Source organism: Paeniglutamicibacter gangotriensis Lz1y, from assembly GCF_000348945.1.
In the GTDB taxonomy this organism is placed as follows: Bacteria; Actinomycetota; Actinomycetes; order Actinomycetales; family Micrococcaceae; genus Paeniglutamicibacter; species Paeniglutamicibacter gangotriensis.
In genome coordinates this window covers 440,729-463,058 of sequence record NZ_AOCK01000002.1, presented here as the reverse complement: position 1 = coordinate 463,058, position 22,330 = coordinate 440,729, and the positions used below count along the sequence as shown (strand labels likewise).

General features: G+C 60.0%; 17 protein-coding genes, 3 tRNA genes and 1 pseudogene. 4 read left to right on the top strand and 17 right to left on the bottom strand.

The genetic code is table 11. The features are described from left to right. Positions 1-43 precede the first annotated feature (43 nt). The 12 genes from thiL to ADIAG_RS05095 form a co-directional block, all read right to left on the bottom strand. The gene (gene thiL / locus ADIAG_RS05150; RefSeq protein ID WP_007270257.1) at positions 44-1,063 is read right to left on the bottom strand and encodes a thiamine-phosphate kinase; all 1,020 of its coding nucleotides are present in this window, start codon (positions 1,061-1,063) and stop codon (positions 44-46) included. Further along, positions 1,050-2,690 carry a GTPase gene (locus ADIAG_RS05145; protein ID WP_007270256.1) on the bottom strand — a complete coding sequence of 547 codons (1,641 nt, stop codon included), beginning with the start codon at positions 2,688-2,690 and terminating at the stop codon, positions 1,050-1,052. The genes thiL and ADIAG_RS05145 overlap by 14 nt, the downstream gene beginning before the upstream one ends. Continuing rightward, positions 2,687-4,438, bottom strand: coding sequence for a dynamin family protein (locus ADIAG_RS05140; RefSeq protein WP_007270255.1), 1,752 nt, complete (start codon positions 4,436-4,438; stop codon positions 2,687-2,689). The genes ADIAG_RS05145 and ADIAG_RS05140 overlap by 4 nt, the downstream gene beginning before the upstream one ends. A gap of 172 nt (positions 4,439-4,610) precedes the next feature. Continuing rightward, a tRNA-Glu gene (locus tag ADIAG_RS05135) sits at positions 4,611-4,686 on the bottom strand. Positions 4,687-4,735: 49 nt separating this feature from the next. Then, a tRNA-Glu gene (locus ADIAG_RS05130) sits at positions 4,736-4,808 on the bottom strand. A 68-nt stretch (positions 4,809-4,876) separates the two neighbouring features. After that, positions 4,877-4,948: transfer RNA gene (locus ADIAG_RS05125), tRNA-Gln, on the bottom strand. Between the two features lie 133 nt (positions 4,949-5,081). After that, a complete protein-coding gene (locus ADIAG_RS05120; protein ID WP_007270254.1) occupies positions 5,082-5,834 on the bottom strand; it encodes an HAD family hydrolase in 753 nt (250 codons plus the stop codon). Positions 5,835-5,854: 20 nt separating this feature from the next. After that, a complete protein-coding gene (gene gltX, locus ADIAG_RS05115) occupies positions 5,855-7,360 on the bottom strand; it encodes a glutamate--tRNA ligase (RefSeq protein WP_007270253.1) in 1,506 nt (501 codons plus the stop codon). 228 nt (positions 7,361-7,588) lie between these two features. Next, positions 7,589-8,350 (bottom strand): fumarylacetoacetate hydrolase family protein, encoded by a 762-nt coding sequence (locus ADIAG_RS05110; protein WP_007270252.1) that lies wholly within the window; start codon positions 8,348-8,350, stop codon positions 7,589-7,591. Positions 8,351-8,353: 3 nt separating this feature from the next. Next, positions 8,354-9,469: a UDP-glucose 4-epimerase GalE gene (gene galE / locus ADIAG_RS05105; protein WP_083873936.1), complete on the bottom strand. Its 1,116-nt coding sequence runs from the start codon at positions 9,467-9,469 to the stop codon at positions 8,354-8,356. Positions 9,470-9,568: 99 nt separating this feature from the next. Further along, complete coding sequence (locus tag ADIAG_RS05100; protein ID WP_043473345.1) at positions 9,569-10,663, bottom strand: branched-chain amino acid aminotransferase; 1,095 nt, start codon at positions 10,661-10,663, stop codon at positions 9,569-9,571. 100 nt (positions 10,664-10,763) lie between these two features. Further along, entirely contained in the window at positions 10,764-11,822 is a 1,059-nt protein-coding gene (locus tag ADIAG_RS05095) for a 3-isopropylmalate dehydrogenase (RefSeq protein ID WP_007270249.1), read from the bottom strand. Here ADIAG_RS05095 and ADIAG_RS22355 point away from each other — a divergent pair. From ADIAG_RS22355 to ADIAG_RS05085, 3 genes are read left to right on the top strand one after another with little or no spacing between them, the layout of a single operon-like run. Further along, positions 11,821-11,949, top strand: coding sequence for a hypothetical protein (locus ADIAG_RS22355; protein WP_268744234.1), 129 nt, complete (start codon positions 11,821-11,823; stop codon positions 11,947-11,949). The genes ADIAG_RS05095 and ADIAG_RS22355 overlap by 2 nt on opposite strands. Positions 11,950-11,993: 44 nt before the next feature. Continuing rightward, a complete protein-coding gene (locus tag ADIAG_RS05090; protein WP_007270248.1) occupies positions 11,994-13,181 on the top strand; it encodes a sensor histidine kinase in 1,188 nt (395 codons plus the stop codon). 5 nt (positions 13,182-13,186) lie between these two features. Further along, a complete protein-coding gene (locus ADIAG_RS05085) occupies positions 13,187-13,876 on the top strand; it encodes a response regulator (RefSeq protein WP_007270247.1) in 690 nt (229 codons plus the stop codon). 225 nt (positions 13,877-14,101) lie between these two features. On the opposite strand, the pseudogene ADIAG_RS05080 reads toward ADIAG_RS05085, so the two are convergent. From ADIAG_RS05080 to ADIAG_RS05060, 5 genes and pseudogenes are all read right to left on the bottom strand, one after another. Then, positions 14,102-14,848, bottom strand: a pseudogene (locus ADIAG_RS05080) (IS4 family transposase). A 155-nt stretch (positions 14,849-15,003) separates the two neighbouring features. Continuing rightward, the gene (gene metG, locus ADIAG_RS05075; protein WP_007270244.1) at positions 15,004-16,557 is read right to left on the bottom strand and encodes a methionine--tRNA ligase; all 1,554 of its coding nucleotides are present in this window, start codon (positions 16,555-16,557) and stop codon (positions 15,004-15,006) included. A gap of 47 nt (positions 16,558-16,604) precedes the next feature. Then, complete coding sequence (locus ADIAG_RS05070; RefSeq protein WP_007270243.1) at positions 16,605-17,657, bottom strand: NYN domain-containing protein; 1,053 nt, start codon at positions 17,655-17,657, stop codon at positions 16,605-16,607. Between the two features lie 311 nt (positions 17,658-17,968). Continuing rightward, positions 17,969-19,564, bottom strand: a complete 1,596-nt coding sequence (gene serA, locus ADIAG_RS05065) for a phosphoglycerate dehydrogenase (RefSeq protein WP_007270242.1) — start codon at positions 19,562-19,564, stop codon at positions 17,969-17,971. A gap of 685 nt (positions 19,565-20,249) precedes the next feature. Next, complete coding sequence (locus tag ADIAG_RS05060) at positions 20,250-21,851, bottom strand: ABC-F family ATP-binding cassette domain-containing protein (RefSeq protein WP_007270240.1); 1,602 nt, start codon at positions 21,849-21,851, stop codon at positions 20,250-20,252. Positions 21,852-22,070: 219 nt separating this feature from the next. Between ADIAG_RS05060 and ADIAG_RS05055 the strand changes: the two genes are divergently transcribed. After that, entirely contained in the window at positions 22,071-22,307 is a 237-nt protein-coding gene (locus tag ADIAG_RS05055; protein WP_007270239.1) for a hypothetical protein, read from the top strand. The last annotated feature ends 23 nt before the right edge of the window (positions 22,308-22,330 follow it).

Genomic DNA, 22,330 nt, shown 5'->3' with positions numbered 1-22,330 from the left:
TCCATGTCCTGGCGCCTCGGTTCCGTGGTCTGGGGCCGGCACATTACCCGTCAAAGTGGTCGAATCCCTGATAGGCGCCGGGCGCCCGTCCATCGACGAAAACACTTGCATGGTTTCCTTCTCCAGCAATGGCCTTCACCACACCTACGCGCCTAAATCCCTCAGGCAGTATGGCCGAGGGTGGGAATGTGGCCAGTAGGCCATGGTCTTCCCCTCCCCCCAGCACCCAGTCCATGGGGTCCTTCTGAAGCCGCGCAGCAACATCGGATAATTGCCTCGCATCTTCGGCAAGTGCGGATGAATCAAAATCGAGGCAGACACCGCTGGCCCTCGCCATCCGAAGTCCATCCTTGAGCAGCCCATCGGAGAGATCCATCATGGCGCTCGCCCCGGACCGGGCAGCTTCCGGGCCGGCGGTCAGCGGCGGCGACGGGCAACGCTGCCCAAAGACCAGCACCCGCTCTGCTTCACTCCATTCACGATGAGAACGTGTTTCCTCCAACAGGGCCAAGCCAGCCGCCGCGACGCCCAGGACACCGTTAACAGCAACCACGTCTCCGGCCTTGGCACCACTGCGCAGGACGGGACGATCGGTTGCCAAAGTTCCCGTGACGGCAGCCGTAATCGACAGCTCACTTCCCCGACCAAGGTCTCCCCCGGCAAGAGCACAATACGATGCACCGAGATCACGTACTGCGGCACTAAAGCCTTCGGCAAGATCCTCAACCCACGCAACCGGCGTCTCATGGGGCAGCGTCAAGGAAATCACGGCCGAGGAAGCATAAGCCCCCATGGCGTTGATATCGGAGAGGTTTTGAGCCGCCGACTTCCAACCCACGTCGAAACCACTGCTTTCAAAGCCGCTCGGCCAATGCAACCTGAAGTCCTGGTTTTCAACCAGGGTGTCAACGGTGATGACGAATTTGCCGTCCGGCGCGGCGATCAAGGCGGCGTCGTCTCCTGGACCCAGTAGCGCCGGCGCGCCTTTCAACCGGGGCAGGATCCGTGCCAGCAACCCGCTCTCCCCCAAGGATCCGACGGTCAATGAACTACTTTCTGGCACGTTCCAAGGCTCCAATGAACTGGTTGTGTCGCGTGATTTCTGCACCCACAGGCTCGATGACGGAACGTGCCGCGACGGTAGCGACAGCCCTGGTCAGGGCCTTGCGTGCCTTGCGGGCACGCCCGGCTGCACCAATGCGTGCGATGACGCCCATGGCCAAGCCCAGAACGATTCCCAATAATATTCCCAAGACCACCATCAGTGTGGGGACGGGGAACCCTTCGATCTTGGGCACCTCGGGCAAGCTGAATTGAAAGTATTGGGCCGCGAACAACGCACCCAACCACAGCGCCCCGGCCAGTGCAGTGACCAAGGAGATCCATTGGATGACCGAGACCACCGGCCACCACCAGGCCCCGGAGCGAGCCCCGATGTCGGTGTTGGCGATGGCTTGATCAAGTTCGTCCGGCAGTGTTTCCCGGCCGGCACGTGAGGCTCTGCGGATCGAACCCTGCCAGGCCGCGGGAGCACCCGCGCTTGCTTGCTCGGCATAGCGTCTGACCGCGGAATCGGCCTGAGCTGTTTGGGCGGCGCCGGGGATCGGCAACGAGGTGCGATTCAGCGTGGGGTTCACATCGGCGCTTTTGAGGTTCAGCCGACGCAACGGGTCCGGGCGCACCTTGGCAAGCCAGCGAGTCAGCGGCCACCCGGTCTTTTTGTGCGCGTCAAGTCTGTAGGAGCGGCGCACCGCTGAGACCACGGTGTCCACCCCGGCGGCTTCGGCCAACTCAGTGGTCAGCGCCTTCTTGGTCGGCTCCGCCGGGAGCTTGAGCTCCACCAACGAAGAACCGGCCCCCATTTTCTCCGCTATGGCAGCTACGTCGGCCGAAAGCCGGCGTGTGGTGGCTCCGCGTTCGGTGACCACACCGGCAATTTCCTGGCGCAAGGCATCGATGCCCTCACCGGTAAGTGCCGAAACTCCCAATAACTTCGGGTGAGCCAATCCGTCTGCCACAAGAATCGACCGGAGAGAGTCGATAACGGGACCCCGCTCGTTTTCCCTGAGCTTGTCGATTTGGTTCAACACCACCAGGGTCACGGTTCCGTGGGTTGCCAGGGGCCTGATGAAGTCATGATGAACTGCCGCGTCCGCGTATTTCTGTGGATCCAAGACCCACACGAGGATGTCGACCTTGCCGGCAAGCTTGGTTGCGATTTCACGATTGGCTGTCATGGTGGAGTCGAAGTCGGGGAGATCCAGCAGGATCAGACCCGTGGCTTCCTTCTCGGATCCGAAGATTCCCTTTTTCTCCAGACGCAAGGGAGAGTCCAGGACGTGGCGCTCGTGGACCGCCAACCAGTCAAGCAAGGCATCGGAACCCGGGCGGCCCCAGATGCCTGCCAATGGCTTGCTCGTGGTGGGCCGGGTTGCGGCGGTACGGGCAATGTCCTCACCGGTCACGGCGTTGAACAGCGATGATTTGCCGCTGCCCGTGGCCCCGAAGAATCCGACAACAGTGTGCTCGGCCGACAGGGTCCGTCTCATCGAGGCCCGCTCCAGGAGCTGCCATGAGGCTTCACCCACCGAGGCGTCGATGCGCTCGGCTCCCAGCTCGGTGGCTTCTTGTAGTGCCTCGAGTCGAAGTTCAAGTGGGCTGGCGGTCGTAGTCTCACGGCGGCGGCTCATGCACCCTGCTCCCTGGCCAGTCGGCGTATCGCGGCCGATTCTTGTTTCATGCGGTTGGCATCTTGCTCGGTGGGGACAGTCGCCAGGAGATCAAGGAAACGGTTTTTTTCCATCTCGAGGAGATCGTTGCAACGTATGGCCAAGGAATCCTTGGCTCGTTTGGTGAGCCGGCGTACGGCGTCTTCGCCGAAGATGGCTTCCAAAAGCTTCTGTCCCACGACCGCCGAGCCACCGGCGATTCCAACTTCCAGGCCGGTCAGTCCGGCAGTGGAGGCAAAGACCACCACCATCAGGGCGACTGCCACCCCGTTGACACCAAAGGAGACCATGCGCGCCGTCATGCGTTTGTTGGCCCCTTCGGTGCGGATGATGTCCATCAGGTCGCCTTGCCACGCTCGTACATGGGTCGCGACCCTGTCGGAGAAACCATCCGAGAGAGTTCCGAGATCTGTGGCACCGGCCAGTGCTTGGCCTGCGGGATCGGCACGCCAGCGTTCTTCTGTCGCCTCGCTGGCTTTGGCCGCTTGGTCCACGACAACTGCGTGCAGGCCGCTTTCGATGGCCGCCTCGACATGGGTGGCGGGTTTGGGCTTGCCGGTGAAAAAGGCGCCGATCCTATCGCGCAGCCTGCCGATTCCGGTCTCGAGTGATCTGAAGAACTCTCCGGTGCCCACGAAGTCTTGCCAACGTGCCAGGACTTCGCCGCGTAACAGCGTTCCATCCTGCACCGTGGCAAGGATGCCGTCATGGGCCTGGGCAAAGGCCTCTTCTGCGTAGCCGGCCAGGCGTTTGCCGTTGGCGTCCTGCTCCCCCATGGCAATAGCGATGGAGTCACCGCGATCGGCAAGCTGCGCCAGGACACCGGCCAGGGTTTGCCGGGCGACTGCGGCCCGTGAGTCGCTGTTGGCCGCCAGTGTTGCCAGCCAGGCCTTGAGCGGGGCAACGGCGATGGCCGGGAGCATGTCCAGCTCGTCTAGATCGAGTTCGGGGACCACAAATATTTCGGTTTCACCCAATCCCCCGCGTTGCAGCATGCCGCGCAGGTCGTTGGCTACTTCGTCTTCGACGCCGAGCGGGACGCGGTCTAGGACCACCGCCACCGTGACGTTGCGTTCCGCGGCCTCTGCCAGCAGCTTCCACGGCACTGCGTCAGCGTACCTGTTGGCGGTCGTGACAAAGATCCACAGGTCGGCCGCGGCCAGTAGTTGGCCGGCGAGCCGACGGTTTTCATCCGAGATGGAATCTACATCCGGGGCGTCAAGGATGGCGATGCCTCGTGGCACCGCATCGTCCTGCAACAGGATGATCGAGTCGGTGACCGAGGCATCGGGTATCGCACCGGCCTGAGATGCTGGGATCCGTTGGTCTTCGCCGACGACACTGCCGGTGATGCGGCGCAGTCCCGGCAGAATCCGGTCGTTTTCCAGCCAGGCCCGGTCCAGTTCGTGATGCAGGAGGATGGGCTGGCGTGTGGTGGGTCGGATGGCTCCGGCCCGAGTCACCGGGTGACCCACGATCGCATTGACCAAGGTCGATTTTCCGGCTCCGGTGGAACCGCCCACCACGGCCAGCAGCGGGGCATCCAGGCTGCGGTAGCGCGGAAGGATGTAGTCATCTAGTTGTTCAACGGCGGAGCGGGCGTGCTCGCGGGCGAGGGCTGCTCCGGCTATCTCAAGCGGGAGCTTACTTCCGGCGAGGTCGGCGCGGGCATCGGTGAGCAGGCTGATGGCTTCCATGTCCGCCGGCATGGCGGAGAAACCAGGTGAGCCCTCTGGTTCGGAGCCATTAGTAGTAGTCACCACTACATCATGCCAAAGAGTTGGGTCTTTTATTCGCAAGCTTGCCCTGAATTCGCTTTGCAAAGAGCCAAATGCGGCTTAAATACAAAGGGTTCCAAACCTTGGCTTGGAACCTTTGCGCTGGTGACCCCAGCGGGATTCGAACCCGCGTTACCGCCGTGAGAGGGCAGCGTACTAGGCCGCTATACGATGGGGCCGCATAGCTGTAACGTTTTAGGACTGCTACCGTCCGATTCGCAAGAATCGTGACCCCAACGGGATTCGAACCCGTGTTACCGCCGTGAGAGGGCAGCGTACTAGGCCGCTATACGATGGGGCCGTATGCTCTTCTTGGAGGGCTTACGCCCTCCAAGAAGACCGGTCTCCGCTTTCGCGAAGACCGTGACGCTGGGGTACCAGGACTCGAACCTAGAATGTTGGTACCAGAAACCAGTGTGTTGCCAATTACACCATACCCCACAGCGTGTGATACGCTTTCCGGCTTTCCTTTTCGGAAGCTTTCCTGCGCCTCAGCACGAGAAATAACTATACCGTCGGGTTCGAGGAAAGTACAAATCGGGGACTCCCCCTGGGTTCAGGGGTGCGAATACCGCTAGTTTCCGCGGATTATCGACACTAGTGAGCCTAGGTTTTGGAGGATTTCGGGAGAATCGCTTTTGTGATCTGTCGCACGATCGACCAGGATTCCGCGCAGCCCTGCGGCGTTGGCTCCCTGGACGTCGTGCACCGGGTTGTCTCCCACGTACAAAGTTGCCGCGAATTTGGTTCCCAACAATGTACAGCCGGCGTGAAACGGTCTCGGATCCGGTTTCGGTGCGCCCGCGGTATCCGAACCCACCAAGACCTGGATTCGTTCGAGCCCGGCCAGACGCAGCTTGTTGCGCTGGTAGCTCTCCACGTTGTTGCTGACCGCCCCGTAGGGAATAGACAGTGCATCCAAGGCGTCCAGGCAGTCATGGACGTCAGGGAACGGCGCCCACAGCTCTTGGACCACGTCCTCGTAGCGTGCGCTCCAAATACCAAGCGCCTCCGGCGGAGGGGGCTCCAGGCCCACCAGCGCGTAGGCGCGTCGGATCCTCTCGGCGCGTTGCCCCAGGAAGGTCAGTTCGCCGGCCATGTAGCGTTCGTAGGCGCCTGCCCCGTCATCCGCATAGTCCCTGGCCACGTGTTCTCGCTTGGAGTCCAGAACCTCGCGGAAGTCTTCGGCCGTGAGGTGGTGGAAACCTTGGATGGATGCGGTGTTCAGGTCCACGAGAGTGTCGTCGATATCAAAGAGAACGCCCTCAACCCGGGCCACGGAAAAGACTGCGTGAGTGGGGTTGAGGGCGTTGGTCGCGTTGTTCACGATGCTTGGCTAGCTCCTGGTTACCTGGTGGCCCGGAAAGCGCGCACGCGGTTGAGCGAGGATTCCTTGCCAAGAATCACCATCGATTCAAAGAGCGGCGGGGAAACGCGCTTGCCCGCCACTGCTGTGCGGATCGGACCGAAGGCATGGCGTGGCTTGATGCCCAGCCCCTCGACCAGAGCCGACTTCAAGACTTCTTGGATGGTCTCGGCGTCCCACTGGGGTGCCGCTTCCAGCGCGGCAAGTCCGGCATCCAGCACCTCGGCGGTGTTTTCCGGAAGGCCCTTCAGTGCGTCGGCTGCCGGGCTGATGGCTGCGTCGTCGGTGAAGAGGAACTCGAGCATTTCCGGCGCCTCCCCCAGCAACGTGATGCGTTCCTGGACCAGCGGTGCCGCCTCACTCAGGATTTCGTTCTCACGGTCGGTTAGTTCCTCCCCGACAAGGCCCTTGGCCTGCAAGTAGGGAACCAGGCGGTCACGGAAGTCTGCGGCCTCAAGCATGCGCACGTGGGTTCCGTTGATGGCCTCGGCCTTCTTGAGGTCAAAGCGTGCAGGGTTCGAGAGCACATCGCTGACATCGAAGGCCTCGATGAGCTGCTCGCGGGTGAAGATGTCTTCATCGGCGCTCAGTGACCATCCCAGCAGGGACAGGTAGTTCAACAGGCCCTCGGGGATGAAGCCGCGGTCGCGGTGCAGGAACAGGCTTGCTTCCGGATCACGCTTCGAAAGCTTCTTGTTTCCTTGGCCCATCACGTAAGGCAAGTGGCCAAAGAGCGGCATGTACTTGGCAACGTCAATGGCTATCAACGCGTGATACAAGGCGATCTGCCGGGGGGTCGAGGAGAGTAGGTCCTCGCCGCGCAGTACGTGGGTGATGCCCATCAGCGCATCATCAACCGGGTTGACCAACGTGTAGAGCGGCTGGCCGTTGGCGCGGACCACGACGAAGTCGGGCACCGAGCCGGCCTTGAAGGTGATGTCGCCGCGCACCAGGTCGGTGAAGGTCAGATCCTCGTCCGGCATGCGCACGCGCAGCACCGGGTCGCGGCCTTCGGCGCGGAAGGCGGCGATCTGTTCCGCGGTCAGGGTGCGGTCGTAACCGTCGTAGCCCAGCTTGGGGTCCCGGCCCGCGGCCTTGTGGCGTGCTTCAACTTCTTCGGGGGTGGAGAAGGATTCATAGACGTGGCCACCGGCGCGGAGCTTGGCAATGACGTCCTGGTAGATCTCTCCACGCTGGGACTGGCGGTAGGGTTCGTGCGGTCCGCCAACGTTGTCACCCTCATCCCAGGTGATGCCGAGCCAGTCCAGCGCGTCAAGGAGTTGGTGGTAGCTCTCTTCGGAGTCACGCTTGGCATCGGTGTCTTCGATGCGGAAAATCATCTTTCCGCCGGTGTGGCGCGCATAGGCCCAGTTGAACAAGGCCGTGCGGATCAGGCCAACGTGCGGTGTGCCGGTCGGAGACGGGCAAAAACGTACGCGGACGGGGGTTTCATCGGTCACGGTGGGAATGAGGGATACATCAGTCATGATGTATCCATTCTATGCCGTCGCGCCTGATCAACCGGCAAGCAGACAATCGCTAACGAACGATTTCCTGCTATTAAACGCAATTGGCCCCGGCTAACCGGGGCCAATCACAGTGTGGTGTCAACTTCGATGGCAAGAAAGAAGCTGACTCGGAAACTGTAGCGTAAGGGAGTCACTCGTCAAAATGAGGGATAAATAGTAGGTGGATATTCGACCTTGTTTACTTCATTAACGGCGGAACGTGTTGCTCATCGTGCCGATGCCTTCGATCTCGACCTCCACGCGCTGGCCCTCGGTGACGAGGCCAACACCTGCGGGGGTGCCGGTAAGGATCACGTCGCCGGGAAGCAGCGTGAAGGCCTGCGAGGCGTAAGCGACCAGATCGTTGATGCCCCACACCATTTCCGAGGTGTTGCCGTCTTGGACAACAACCCCGTCCAGGCGGGTGGTCAATTGGGTGTCGTCGTGGTCCAGCTCGGTTTGGATCCATGGACCGAGTGGGCAGGATCCATCCCAGCCCTTGGCACGGGCCCACTGTCCGTCGGTGCGCTGGGCGTCGCGGGCAGTGAGGTCGTTGGCGATCGTGTAGCCAAAGATCACGTCTTGGGCCTTTTCCGCGGGAACGTCCTTGCAAATACGGCCGATGACCACCGCAAGCTCCCCCTCATAGGAAATTTCCTCGGAGAACCTCGGCAAGGTGATCGGGTCGCCGGAACCGACCACGGCGGTGTTCGGCTTCAGGAACATCAACGGTTCCGCCGGCACGGCATTGCCGAGTTCGGCGGCGTGGTCGGCATAGGTGCGACCGAAGCACACCACCTTGGAACGGGGAATGATCGGGGCAAGCAAGCGGACGTCTTCAAGCTTGTGCTTGGCACCGGTTGGCTTGATTCCTTGGAAGAACGGGTCTCCGGCGATGACGATGACCTCGTCTTCTTCCACGACGCCGTACATGGGGTCACTGTCAACGACAAAACGAGCAATAAGCATACTTTATACCTTAGTGGTTTCGTCGACGTCGGGATCACGCTTCGTCTTCGAAGGCATGGTCTCGCGGGCCAATGGTTCGTCCTCGTCCCCCGAGTTGTCAGGGGCTTCGTCCGGGTATCCGGTGGGGTTGGCCGATTGCCAGCGCCACATGTCTTCAACCATCTGTTCGAGTCCTCGTTCGGCTTTCCAGCCGATTTCTTCACGTGCCAGCGCTGGATCGGCATAGCTTGCCGCGACGTCTCCTGGCCGACGGTCGACGATGTCGTAGGGAATTTCCTTTTCGGAGGTCCGGGCGAATGCCTGGATGACTTCCAGGACCGAAGAGCCGTTGCCTGTTCCCAGGTTCCAGGCGTGCAATCCACCATGGTCATGCAGGTATTCAAGGGCCGCAAGGTGGCCGGCACCAAGGTCCAGAACGTGGATGTAGTCGCGTACCCCTGTCCCGTCCGGAGTCGGGTAGTCTCCCCCGAAGACGCTGACCTTTTTCCTGATCCCGACGGCCACCTGGGCGATGTAGGGCATGAGGTTGTTGGGGATTCCTTGCGGGTCCTCACCGATCTGCCCCGATTCGTGGGACCCCACGGGATTGAAGTAGCGGAGCTTGGCAATGGCCCAGCGCGGATCGGAGGCCGCTAGGTCATCAAGCATGTATTCGATGTGAAGCTTGGTCCGCCCATATGGGTTGGTTGCGGACAATGCCGTGGATTCGTTGATGGGCAGCTCGACAGTGTCGCCGTAAACGGTGGCCGAGGAGCTGAAGACCAGCGTCCGCACGCCCTTGGCTTCCATGGCTTCGAGCAGGTTCAACGTACCGGTGACGTTGTTGCGGTAGTAGACCAGCGGTTTGGATACCGATTCTCCTACCGCTTTGAGGCCGGCAAAGTGGATCACGGCGTCCGGGCTGGCCGTGTCAAGGACTTCTTCCAGTCGACTCGTATCAAGCAGGTCTCCGATGTGCAGCTGCGCATCGTGACCGGCGAGCTCTGCGACCCGGCGCAGCGCTTCGGGCGAGGAATTACTGAGGTTGTCGTACACATGGACTTCATGTCCCTCCTCGAGCAGAAGCAGGACTGTGTGTGAACCGATGTATCCGGCGCCGCCGGTGACCAAGATGCGCATGGAATCCATTCTATGGAATTTTTCCCGCGGTCTTTGCCCACGCAACGAAGTATGGGTGTGATTCTTGTTGAATCACACCCATACCCTGATCAACTACATTTACGCGAGTTGTTCCAACCAGCCGTGGCGGTCTTCGATCTTGCCGGTCTGGATGCCGAGCAGTTCAGTGCGCAGAGCCATCGTTACTGCGCCGGCTGGGGCGTCTGGGTCCCCGATCTGCTCCTCACCGTTTTTCAGCACCCCGATCGGGGTGATGACTGCGGCAGTGCCGCAGGCAAAGACTTCTTCGATGTCTCCGTTGTTAATGCCCTCACGCCATTCACCGAGGGTGATGGTGCGTTCCTCCACCTCAAGGCCACGATCCCGGGCAAGCTGGATGATCGAGGAACGAGTGATGCCCTCCAGGATGGTTCCGGTGAGGCGTGGGGTGACAAGCTTGCCGCCCTTCATCACGAAAAAGACGTTCATGCCGCCAAGCTCTTCCACGGCCTCCTCATTAAACGGGTCAAGGAACAGCACCTGCTTGCAGCCGTTCTCCTCGGCTTCCAACTGTGCCACCAAGGATGCGGCATAGTTGCCTCCGCATTTGGCCGCCCCGGTGCCGCCCCGTCCGGCGCGGGCGTAGTTGTGGGATACCCAGATGCCGACCGGCTTGAGTTCGCCTCCGAAATAGTTTCCGGCAGGTGAAGCAATGACCCGGTAGGACACCTGGCGAGCCGCCCGGACGCCAAGGAACGCCTCGGTGGCGATCATGAAGGGACGCAGATACAAGGCTTCCCCGTCGCCGGAGGGAACCCAGGAAACATCTGTCTTCACCAAGCGCCGCAAGGACTCAACAAATACTTCCTCGTCCAATTGTGGAAGGGCCAGCCGTTCGGCGGATCGGTTGAGACGTGCCGCGTTTGCGTGTGGGCGGAAGGTCCAGACGCTACCGTCCGCGTGCCGATAGGCCTTCAGGCCCTCAAAGATCTCTTGGCCGTAATGCAGGACCGAGGCCGCCGGATCCATGGCGATGGGTCCGTAGGGTTCGATGCGTGCGTTGCTCCAGGTGCCTCGGGAGCCTTCGGCGTCGGTTGCCCAATCGATGACCGCGGTGTGGTCGGTGAAGAAATCCCCAAAACCTGGGTTGGCCAGGACGTCGGCCCGTTCCTGATCGCTTTTACGGTGGGTTGAGAGATCTTCGGTGAATTCCATGATGTCGTCAGACTTCCTCTTCGACAGGGGCGTTGCGGTGGCAGACCCGTCAGGGCCTGCCACCCTAAGAATTGGTTCCTCAGTGAACCTACGAACCAGCTTAAGCCAGCGCGGCCAGTATTGCATCGCCGATCTCAGCCGTGGTGCGCGGGTCGGTCATTTCGTCGCGCGATGCGATGTCGCTTTCGACGGCGGCCTCCACCCTGCGCGCGGCCTCGGAGAGTCCCACGTGGTCCAGCAAGAGTGCTGCCGAGAGGATTGCCGCGGTGGGGTCGGCTTTCTGCTGCCCGGCAATGTCCGGGGCCGAACCGTGAACCGGCTCGAACATCGAGGGGGCGGTCCGATCCATGTTGATGTTGCCCGAGGCGGCAAGACCGATTCCACCGGTAATGGCACCAGCTTGGTCGGTGAGGATGTCGCCAAAGAGGTTGTCAGTGACGATCACGTCAAAGCGGGAGGGATTGGTGGTCATAAAGATCGTTGCCGCATCGACGTGCAGGTAGTCGTGAGTGACCTCAGGGAATTCCGGGGCCACAGCTTCGACGGTCCGGCGCCACAAGTGGCCGGCGAAGACCAAGACATTGTGCTTGTGGACCAGCGTCACATGCTTGCGCTCACGATCGTTGGCCCGGCGGAAGGCGTCACGAACGACCCGCTCGACACCATGGGAGGTGTTGATCGAAACCTCGGTGGCAATTTCATGCGGGGTGCCCGCGCGCAAGACCCCACCGTTGCCCACATAAGGACCTTCGGTGCCTTCACGGACGACGATGAAGTCGATTTCTCCCGGGTCGGCCAAAGGGCTGGGGACACCGGGGTAGAGCTTCGACGGTCGCAGGTTCACGAAGTGGTCAAGGCTGAAGCGCAACTTGAGCAGCAGTTCACGTTCAATCAGCCCCGAGGGGATGCTGGTGTCCCCCGGTGCCGCACCGACTGCCCCGAACAGGATGGCATCGTGGGTACGCAGTGCCGCAAGAGTTTCTTCCGGCAAGGTCTCCCCCGTCGCGAGCCAATGCTCTGCACCGAGCTTGTAATCGGTCAACTCCAGTTGCTTGCCTGTGCCTTCGACGGCCTTCTTCAAGACCTTGACGGCCTCGGAAATGACTTCAGGCCCGATACCGTCGCCTGGGATCACGGCAATATTCAATGATTCGCTCATGACACATAAGTTTATCGACTTGTATCACTATGTGAGCAACCCGTCTCATATTGTGAACGGCATCCTTGGTATCCGACTCGCAGATGTCATGCCCTGGCATGAGGTGTCCCTTCGCCGCACCACGTAGGCTTGGCATTGAAGTTCGCCCGCCCAATGCCAACGCAGGAATCAATGACGCCCCACCGCACCATAGACAAATGGATTCGTGAGAATCCGAACAAGGTCGATCTCATATTTGGTCTCGGAATATGGCTGGTATTCGGCTTTCTGGCAGGGATCCTGCTCGGCGCTTCCGGCAACGGTTGGACGGCCGCCATCCTGGGGTCGGCACAAACCCTTCCCTTGATCTGGCGCCGGCGGCACCCTGGGCTTGCCGCGGGAAGCATAGTCTTCGCGCACCTCATCCAAGTCATCATCATGGCAGAGCTGATGCCGTCGCAGATTGCCGTGCCCATCACGGTGTACACCTTGGCGGCATACGCAAAACGTTGGCAATCCTTCGCCGGGCTTGCCGCAGGATTCACCGGGGCCCTGCTGGCCAGCCTTAGGACTGGGGCGTGGTCCGGCGGGACCACGCTCGAAGGCACTCTGGCGAACATTATCGGTCTTGGACTCCTGGTGTTGGTGGCGTGGACGTTTGGGGACTTGGCACGCACCAGAAGACTGGCAATGCAAACCCTCGAGGACCGGACTCGGAGACTGGAAGACGAACGAGAACAGGAACGCGAATTGGCCGCGGCGGATGAACGCAGCCATATTGCCCGCGAGATGCACGACATCGTGGCCCATTCCCTGTCCGTCATCATCACCCAGGCAGATGGCGCCAGGTATGCCAGTGAACAGGATCCTCAGATCGCCCGCGAGACCCTCGCAACCATTTCAAGCACCGGCAGGGGATCCTTGCGTGAAATGCGGCGTCTGCTGGGAGTGCTGCGCAATGACGGGGAAGCCTCCACCAGGCCGCTCCCCACCCTGACCGATGTCCCGGACCTGCTCGATTCCACCCGCAAGTCAGGGCTCGATATCGAATTCAACGCCGCCGGTGAACCCCGGAGGGAATTGCCTGCGGGAGCGGAGCTCACCGCCTACCGCGCGATCCAAGAAGCCCTGACCAACGTGGTCAAACATGCTGGTCCGTCCGCGAGGGCAATGGTGAACCTAAGTTGGGATGGCCGCGGCCTGAAACTGCAGGTGACGGACAACGGCCGCGGGGCCGGGGCCCTGTCCACCAAGGACTCCGGCCAGGGACTGCGCGGCATGGCAGAACGCGTGGCCCTCTACGACGGACACATTGTTGCGGAACCTGCCACAAGCGGCGGATTCCACGTTGACGTATTCATCCCCTATACCGAGGACTAGAGAAATTGAACAAGGCAGATCCCATCCGAGTCGGACTCGTTGACGACCAATTATTGGTTCGCAGCGGATTCAGGATGCTCATTAATTCACAGGAAGATCTGGAAGTCGTTTCCGAAGCCTCCAACGGGCGCGAAGCAATTGGCTCCCCGACGTTGGCCGGTGCCGATGTCATTCTGATGGACGTCCGCATGCCCGAGATGGATGGAATCGAAACAACCCAACACCTTTTGTCCCACCGTTCCATGGACACCGCCGGCCCGAAGGTCATCGTGCTGACGACCTTCGACCTCGACGAGTACGCACTCTCGGCCATCCAAGCCGGTGCCAGCGGATTCCTGCTCAAGGATGCCCCGCCCGAGGAACTCCTTGAGTCCATCCGGACCGTCTATCGCGGGGACGCCGTCATAGCACCCTCCACCACACGCCGACTCCTTGACCACGTCGCCCCCATGCTGCGGCGCTCGACACTGCCCGACAGTGCCCATGTGAAGTCTGTGGCCTCCTTGACCCCACGCGAACGCGAGGTCTTTGAGCTCATCGCCAACGGCCAATCAAATCCGGAGATTGCTGCCGGGCTGTTTCTGTCCGAGGCGACGGTCAAGACCCACGTGGGCCACATCCTGGCCAAACTGAATGCACGAGACCGAGTGCAAGCGGTAGTTATAGCCTACGAAACCGGTGTTGTAACGCCTTAACCCGGCCTTTCATGAGGCCGGGCAAATTGCCGGGATATTCGCCTCCAGAAGTGCGGAAATCGATTTAGGACCAATACAGTTTACTTAGGATTTTTAGGAACGCGTTTGAGTGGCCAGCCGAACATCTTCCGTTTCGCGACGCGGGGGTTGCTGCTCTGCCGCCGAGGAGGCAACCGCTCATGCAGGACTTCCCGGCAGAAAACGACGAAGGCTTCGGCATGTTTTTTAGGGGGAAAAAGCCGGGCGCGCGGCCAATATTCGCCGTGCGGCCCAGAGGGTTCGCGTGAAGGAAATACGCAGGGGGTCCTCGTCAAGGCCGCGAGCGACTTCGCCAATCAGGGAACATAGTGCGTAATGCACGCAGAGATAGCCGTAGATCTACAGCAGAACCCCACCGGGGGCCTTGGAGCGCAACACCAGGGAAGGGCCACGCTGGTGGGTCTTGAGCTCATCAAAACATAGTTCGATTTCCCATCGTTGGGCATAGGCCTCGGCGAGGTCCTGGGCCGGAGCATCGGCCGGGTCCAAGATGGTGGTGATCAACAAGAAATCCCCAACATCCTTGCCTGTGGTGACGGTGTATTCGATCACGCGCACCGGGATCGGGTCCGTATTGTGGCGCCGCTGCTTCGTGCCCTCATAAACCGCCGAAAAATATGACCCGTCGGCGAATTCCTCGTGCACCGGCAGCACCGCATTGCATTTCATCCGCCACAATTGTTCGGCGCCGGTCTCGATGCTTAGCTTGAACACTTCGTAGCTGAAGAACCCTCGGTCGGCAATCGCCAGCATGCCCGGCTGGAGCCTGTGCAGGAGCCCCGGATACATGCTCTGCTCGGCGGTGTCGCACCCGGAGACCACCGCGCCGATGACCACGTGGGTACCGCATTCGACCAGGCCCAGGACCCGGGCCTGCGGGTAGGCACTTTTGGCCTCGTCAATGACGGTTTCAAATTGCCCACCGGCGGCCAACGAGAATGACCGGTGCTTGAATTCTAGAACTCAAGAAGACTGCTCCTCGACTACTTAAAGTGAAAGGCATCTCACAACCCAACCGCGCAACCGCCCTGTTTCAAGCCCGAACCGACGCGATACAGATAAGCGCCGCTGACACATCCCGATACTGCTTAGACAGTCGAATCCTCGAACTTCGGGAAGATCGGCGCAGGTGCGGGCAATTCAGCACCGGCCACGAGTGCGGTCTCGAATTCGACAAATTCACGTGCCGAGCCCTCGGCCTGACCAAGTACCCCTAAGAGCGATGCTGCTGCGGTTGGCATTACCGGTTGCACCAAGATGCCAACTCGGCGAAGTACCTCGAGAGTTACGTAGAGAACGGTCTCCATACGCGCCACATCCGTCTTACGGAGTACCCACGGAGCCTGGTCGGCAAAGTAGGCGTTGGTGTCCCCCAGCACGGTCCAGATGGCTTCGAGCGCCTTGCTGAATTCCTGGCGTGAGAACGAGTCTCGGCAGATTTCCAGGAGATTTCCGGCTTCAGCCAAGATCTGCTGGTCCGCATCCGTGAACTCACCGGGTGTGGGAACCGCTCCCCCACAGTTTTTCGCCACCATAGACAACGAACGCTGCGCGAGGTTTCCGAGGTTGTTGGCGAGGTCCGAGTTCATACGTCCAACAATGGAGTCATGGCTGTAGCTGCCATCCGCACCAAAAGGTACTTCGCGCAGGAAGAAGTAGCGGACCTGATCTAGCCCATACTGCGAAATGAAGTCGGCAGGTGCCACCACGTTGCCCAAGGACTTGGACATCTTCACGCCATTGTTGTTAAGGAAGCCATGTATCATCACACGTTTCGGCAACGGCAGCTTCGCCGACATGAGGAAAGCTGGCCAATAGATCGCGTGGAAACGTGAGATGTCCTTGCCGATCACGTGCACATCTGCCGGCCAATACTTTTTGAAGGATTCCGATTCAATATCCGGGAATCCGGTACCGGTCAGATAGTTGGTCAAGGCGTCAACCCACACGTACATGACGTGATCCTTGTTGCCCGGAACCGGGACACCCCAGTCAAAGGTGGTGCGTGAAATAGACAAGTCTTCCAGCCCACGCTCAACAAATCGTATGACTTCGTTGAAGCGGGTATGAGGAGCACCAAAGTCTGGCTGTGACTTATAGAGCTCGAGTAGCTTGTCCTGATAGGCAGAGAGGCGGAAGAAGTAGGATTCTTCTTCGGTCCAGGTGACTTCGGTATCGGTTTCCTTAGAATAGCGGACACCGTCCTCGCGGACCTCGGTATCTTCCTCGGCGTGGAAGGCCTCGTCCCGCACCGAGTACCATCCCGCGTACTTATCCAGGTAGATATCTCCGTTGGACTCCATACGCTTCCAAATGGCCTGGGCTGCAGCATAGTGATCCGAGTCCGTCGTGCGAATGAACCGGTCGTAACTGATGCCGAGTTCATCATTCATCGCTTGGAAGGCGTCCGAGTTGCGCTGTGCCAACTCGCGAGGGGTGATCCCCTCACGTTCAGCTGTCTGCAGCATCTTCTGGCCGTGCTCATCGGTGCCCGTCATGAAGAACACGTCGTAGCCATCAAGACGCTTGAAACGAGCCATGGCATCGGTGGCAATAACCTCGTAGGCATGCCCAATATGGGGCACGCCGTTCGGGTAGGAGATGGCGGTGGTAATGAAGAACGGAGTCTGCTCAGAAGTCACCCTAGAAATCTACCGTAGTTTGGCACCGAAACGGCCATCCGCGACCATTATGTGAGCTGATCGAGCTGCTCCCAGAACGCCACACGTAAGGCTCTGCGAACATCCTGCAGGTCTGTCTTCCATTCGCCCAAGCGCTGGGCGCAGTCCTTAAGCAGTACCCGGTCGATCTCGGCCGGCAAGAGGGGTCGATCTGCAATCAGGTCCTGCAGTTCGGTCTGCGTTGTGCTGGCGTGCCAATTCTTGGCTACGCTGCTACCGACTTGAACGGCCACATCCATGGCATTCATGTCATCACCGGCTCCCCCGGCAAATCCAGAGGTTTGCTGAGTCGAACTGTAGACCAGTTGGTAGTCCGCCGGTGCAGGAGCAATTACCGGCGCCTGCGCTTGAAACTTCGGACGCTGGTTCAGCAAGGCAGGAGTCGGCGGTTTAGGTGCACCGGGCTTCGGAACCAGATGTGCTTCCACAACGCCGCGTTCACTTTCCTTGACGGATACCGGTGCATTAGCGATATTCGCCGTCTGGCTGACATGCTCCGCGTCCCATGACACGGCTTTTACAAATACTGACTTGATCAGTTCCTCAGGCAAGGTAATGATGCTGTCCACGCGCAGGGCCAGGTGTTCTGCAACCGAAGCCACGCCCAGACGATGATCTGCTTTCTCAACACCGATAAGAACGACCTTCATCCCCAAGTCTTGGGCTTCTTCCACGGCCTCGGCCAGATCGTCGTCGCCGGAAACCAGGAATGCGACCGAAGCGGCCCGATTACGGGCAATACCCACAAGGTCAAGGCCCAGCTTGAGGTCGACTCCCTTTTGCTCACCGTTGAAGGAGATCCTACCTAATCGAACTTTCACACCCGGTAGCAGTCCAATACGCTTGTGCTGGTCGGTAAATATCGCGTCCTTCGCCGCGTCATACCAATAGATCCGCAAGTTTTCCAACCCGCTGAAATCCTTTGCTGTCCTAAGGATTCCCTCGATCAAGGATTCATAGTTAACCGTAAACGAAGCACGTAAGGTAGTTCCGGAAGCACGGTGTCCCCCAATAGCAAGCAAAAAACTGGCATCCACGAAAATTGCACTTTGAGACATCATCTTCCAATCCTAAGTCGTGCGAAGTGATCGATTGGGAAATGTGCGGCCTACCTGAGCGTTTGCTAGCTACTTCACAGTAATACCGGGCATCCCTGATGTTGCCCCGAAGGATTGCTGGCTCATCGCGAGACTCAACGTCAGAGGACTTCCAAGCATGTGCACCGCGAGCTTTGCCCAGCCACCAGTCGTCCCCAAGAGGCGCCCTTGGAATGAAAACGTGCCTCGCATGCCAACCAGCTGTCTTCCTGAATCGAGCTAAGGAAAGTTGCTGGCGGCGTGCGAGGCACGCTAACTACGGAAACGTCTGAGGATTAGTCCTCGAGGTTGATCTCGCGGGCCACCGTGGCGCCAATGGCGGCACGAACGATATCCAGGACGCCGGCCGGAAGCGCAGCGTCGATGGCCAGGACAGCGACTGCTTCTCCACGCTCTTCCTTGCGGGCCACCTGCATGCCGGCAATGTTCACGCCCTGCTCGCCCAGCACGTTGCCCAAGGTGCCAATGACACCCGGACGGTCGGCGTAGCGAAGCACGATCATGTGGTCCACGATCGGGAGTTCAATTTCATAGCCGTTGATGCCCACGATCTTTTCGATCTGCTTCGGGCCGGTCAGCGTGCCGGATACCGAAAGCTGGGTGCCCTCGGTTGAAGCGCCTTTGACAGTGAGCAAGTTGCGGTACTCGGGGGAATCCGGGGATGTCACCAGTCGGGTGGCCACGCCACGCTGTTCGGCCAACACCGGGGCGTTGACGTAGGAGACCTGGTCGGACACAACGTCCATGAACACACCCTTGAGTGCCGAAAGCTCCAGGGCCTTGACGTCCAGGGACGCGATCTCGCCTGAGACCACCACGTCGATATTGGTCAAGGAACCAACGGTCAGGGCGGTGAAGATGCGGCCCAGCTTCTCGATCAACGGGATGCCCGGGCGCACGTTCTCATCGATCACGCCGCCTGCAACGTTCACCGCATCCGGTACCAGTTCCCCGGCCAGTGCCAAGCGAACCGATTTGGCAACCGAGACGCCAGCCTTCTCCTGGGCCTCCTCGGTCGAGGCACCCAAGTGCGGGGTGACAGTCACGTTCTCAAATTCAAAGAAGGGGAGATCCGTGCTGGGCTCCTGGACGAAGACGTCGATACCGGCTCCGGCGATCTCGCCGTTCTTCAGCGCCGTGTACAGATCGTCCTGATCCACTAGACCGCCACGGGCCACGTTGATGACGTAGGCGCTGCTCTTCATCTTGGCAAAGGCGTCCTTGCCGAGCATGCCAATGGTTTCCGGGGTCTTGGGCATGTGGATGGTGACGAAGTCGGACTGAGCCAACAGTTCATCAAGTTCCACCAAGGTCACACCGAGCTGCTGGGCGCGTGCTGGGGTGATGTAGGGGTCGTAGGCAAGGATTTCCATGCCAAAGCCTTGCAGGCGTGCTGCAACGAGCGCGCCGATGCGGCCCAAGCCAATGATGCCGGCCTTCTTTTCGAAGAGTTCCACACCGGTGTAGGAACTACGCTTCCACGCGCCGGCCTTCAGCGAGGCGTTGGCGGCAGGGATGCGGCGGGCCAAGGAGACGATGTGCCCCACGGTCAGTTCGGCGGCCGAAATGATGTTCGAGGTCGGTGCGTTCACAACCATGACACCGGCCTGGGTGGCCGACTTGATGTCCACGTTGTCCAGCCCGACACCCGCACGCGCAATGATTTTCAGGTTCTTGGCTGCAGCGATGGCCTCGGCATCAACATGGGTGGCCGAACGCACGAGGATGGCATCCACATCAGCGATGGCAGCCAAAAGCTGGGAGCGGTCCGCACCGTCAGTGTGGCGGATCTCGAAATCGGGACCCAAGGCCGCAATGGTTGCGGGCGAGAGTTCTTCGGCCAAAAGGACGACTGGCTTGTTTACTGACACAGGGTGGCACCTTTGCTATTTCAGTGGGCTGGATGCATGGCTCAGGATCGACCGAACCAGAAGGCCCAGAATATCGCCCACCACGTCATATGCCCGGCTCCACGGCCCGATGTTACGGGAATAGTGCCTCCGATTGTGGGCATATTCACAAGGTTTTGATTTCACGAAATTTCATGGCCGTCGTTGTGGACCGGCCACTGTTCCACCCCGCACACCGCCCGTCGAGACCTGGCCAACGAGCACAAAATCGGCATCCACGCCTGGATGCACCACGTCGATGACTCGCTCATCTGTCAGCAGGTCCAAAACGGACCCGGCGTATAACGTCGAGGTCATTGGGATCACCGAAGAAGCACCCCGACTGATGCGCCCACTCTCCGGCACCGTCAATAGAGTCCGGTACGGCGCTTCTCCGCCCCTACCGCGGTGGTTGTCGGACATGGACACCTTGGACTGGAAACTGCGTGATTCCACGACGGTCATAGCCGACGTCCTGCACGAGCCCCAGCCTGGTTCATTCGTCCTAATGCATGCCATCCACGGGGCCTCCGTCAACGCCATGCCCACCATTCTTTCCGGGCTCAAGGCAAGGGCCAAGGGACACGGAACCTTGACGGCCTTCGAAATACTCGTTGACGAGACGCCGAAGTCCAGGACCGTGCACAGCCACGGACCTGTGCCCAAACTAAATACCCTTAGGCCCCGCGGACCGCGACTTCCCCCGGCTTTGAGTGCTCGGCGCCGAACACCAGAGGCGGGTGGCGATCTTCTCGGTGAAGAACCGATCGTGGCTCACCACTACCACGGCGCCCGGGAAGTGCAGTAGCGCGCGTTCCATGACCTGGGTGCTGGACATGTCCAGGTGGTTCGTCGGCTCATCGAGGACCAGGACCGAGGCACCCGAGAGCAGGCACATGGCCATGGCCACGCGGGCGCGCTGCCCACCTGAGAGGTTCCCGATCCGGTTCTTCAAGTCCGCCTCGGAGAACTGGAACATGGTCAGGAACCGGTTGACCGATTTCTTGGTGGCCGTCAGGGCCAGGGAATCGGGCATCGAGTTGACAGCGTGGGTCACCGTGTCCTCGTTGTCGAGTTCTTCAAGGATCTGGTTGTAGGAAACAACAGCTGCACCTTTGGTCCAGGTGACGTATCCCGAATCCTGATTCTCCTCTTGGGTGAGCACCCGTAGTAGCGTTGATTTGCCGCTGCCGTTGGCACCAAGGATCACTAGGCGGTTGCCGCGGCGCACCTCGAAACTCAGGTCGGCAAAGAGCGTTTTCTCCCCGTAGGACTTGGACAGGCCCTCTACACGGCACAGGGTGTCCTTGATGTGCAGCCCGCCATAGACCTCGGTGATGATCTTGTCCACGGGACGCGGAGCACGCGATTTCTTGATCTTGGAAAGCTTGTTATCCAGTCCCTTGCTGGCGGCCTTGGCCGCCTCGCGCCGGTCGGAGATCCCCTCGGCTTCGAAGGCCAGGAGTTCGGACTCATGGACGAACTGGGATTCGAGGGTCTTGAGCTTGAACTGCTTGGCCACCACATATTGGGCAAAGTTTCCCGGGTATTCGTGGAGGTGGAAGTTTTCGACCTCCACGATCCGCGTCACCACGGAATCCAGGAACTTGCGGTCGTGCGAGACGATGATTGCCGCACCTTGGAACGATTTGAACCAGTTCTCCAGCCACTCGACACCTGCAACGTCAAGGAAGTTGGTCGGCTCGTCCAACAGGAGCACGTCTGGGTCCTCAAGCAGGATCTTGGCCAGGGCCGCACGGTTGCGCCAGCCACCGGAGAGGGAATCAATGGAGCAGGCGCGGTGGGCTTCATCAAAGCCCAGTTGGGTCAGCACCGTATCGATGGAACGCGGGTAGTCCCAGCCATCGAGACGATCCATTGATTCAAAGAGCTCGGACTGGCGGTGGATCAAACGTTCCATTTCATCCGGCTTGGGATCTGCTGCAATGGCCCCATCGATCTCAGATAGTTCCGTTTCGATTCCCTTGACCTCGGCAAAGAGCTCATTGAGTACCTCGGAGATGGTGGAGGCGCCGTTCAGTTCGGAGAACTGGGAGAAGTAGCCAATCTTGGTTCCCAGTTCCACTGACACCGTGCCGGTGTCAGGCGAGACCTGGTCCAGGACCAGTTTCAGCAGGGTCGATTTGCCCGAGCCGTTGCGGCCAATGAGCCCTACCCGGTCCCCCGACTCGAGCTTGAAGAACGCCTCACGCAGGATCTGGTGGTTCTCGAATCGAACGCTGACATCGTTGAGGCGGATCAAGCTCATGGGTATGTGGTCCTATCAATGGAATGGGTGATGAATATCGGGCGCGGGCCTTCATGGAGTCCGTCCGGTGAAATGCATGCGAGCCAAGTCCGCTAGACACCACCAATGATTCTACAAGGCGGCATGGCAGCTTCCCCCACACCCGCCTTCGCCATGGTCAACTGCGAGCGATGGCGCGTTTCACCGTGCAATGCCACACTTGAAGGAAGGAGGCGTGCCGTGTCTGGAAACGAATTCACCGGTTCACGCGACAGCTCTGCCCACGAACAACTGATTTGGGACTATATCGAGTCCCTGCCCACCAACGAGATCGACGCCATCATCGGCCGAGCCGAACGCAAGGTCGAGAAGATCTCCTACGGCATGCACATGGCGGGGCGCCCCATCAATCTCAAGATCCGCAAGCGCCTGATCCAGTCCGCCATCCTCCGCGAACTCAATATCCGGGCGGGATGAAAAAATCGTGGCCTCTGGCCCCC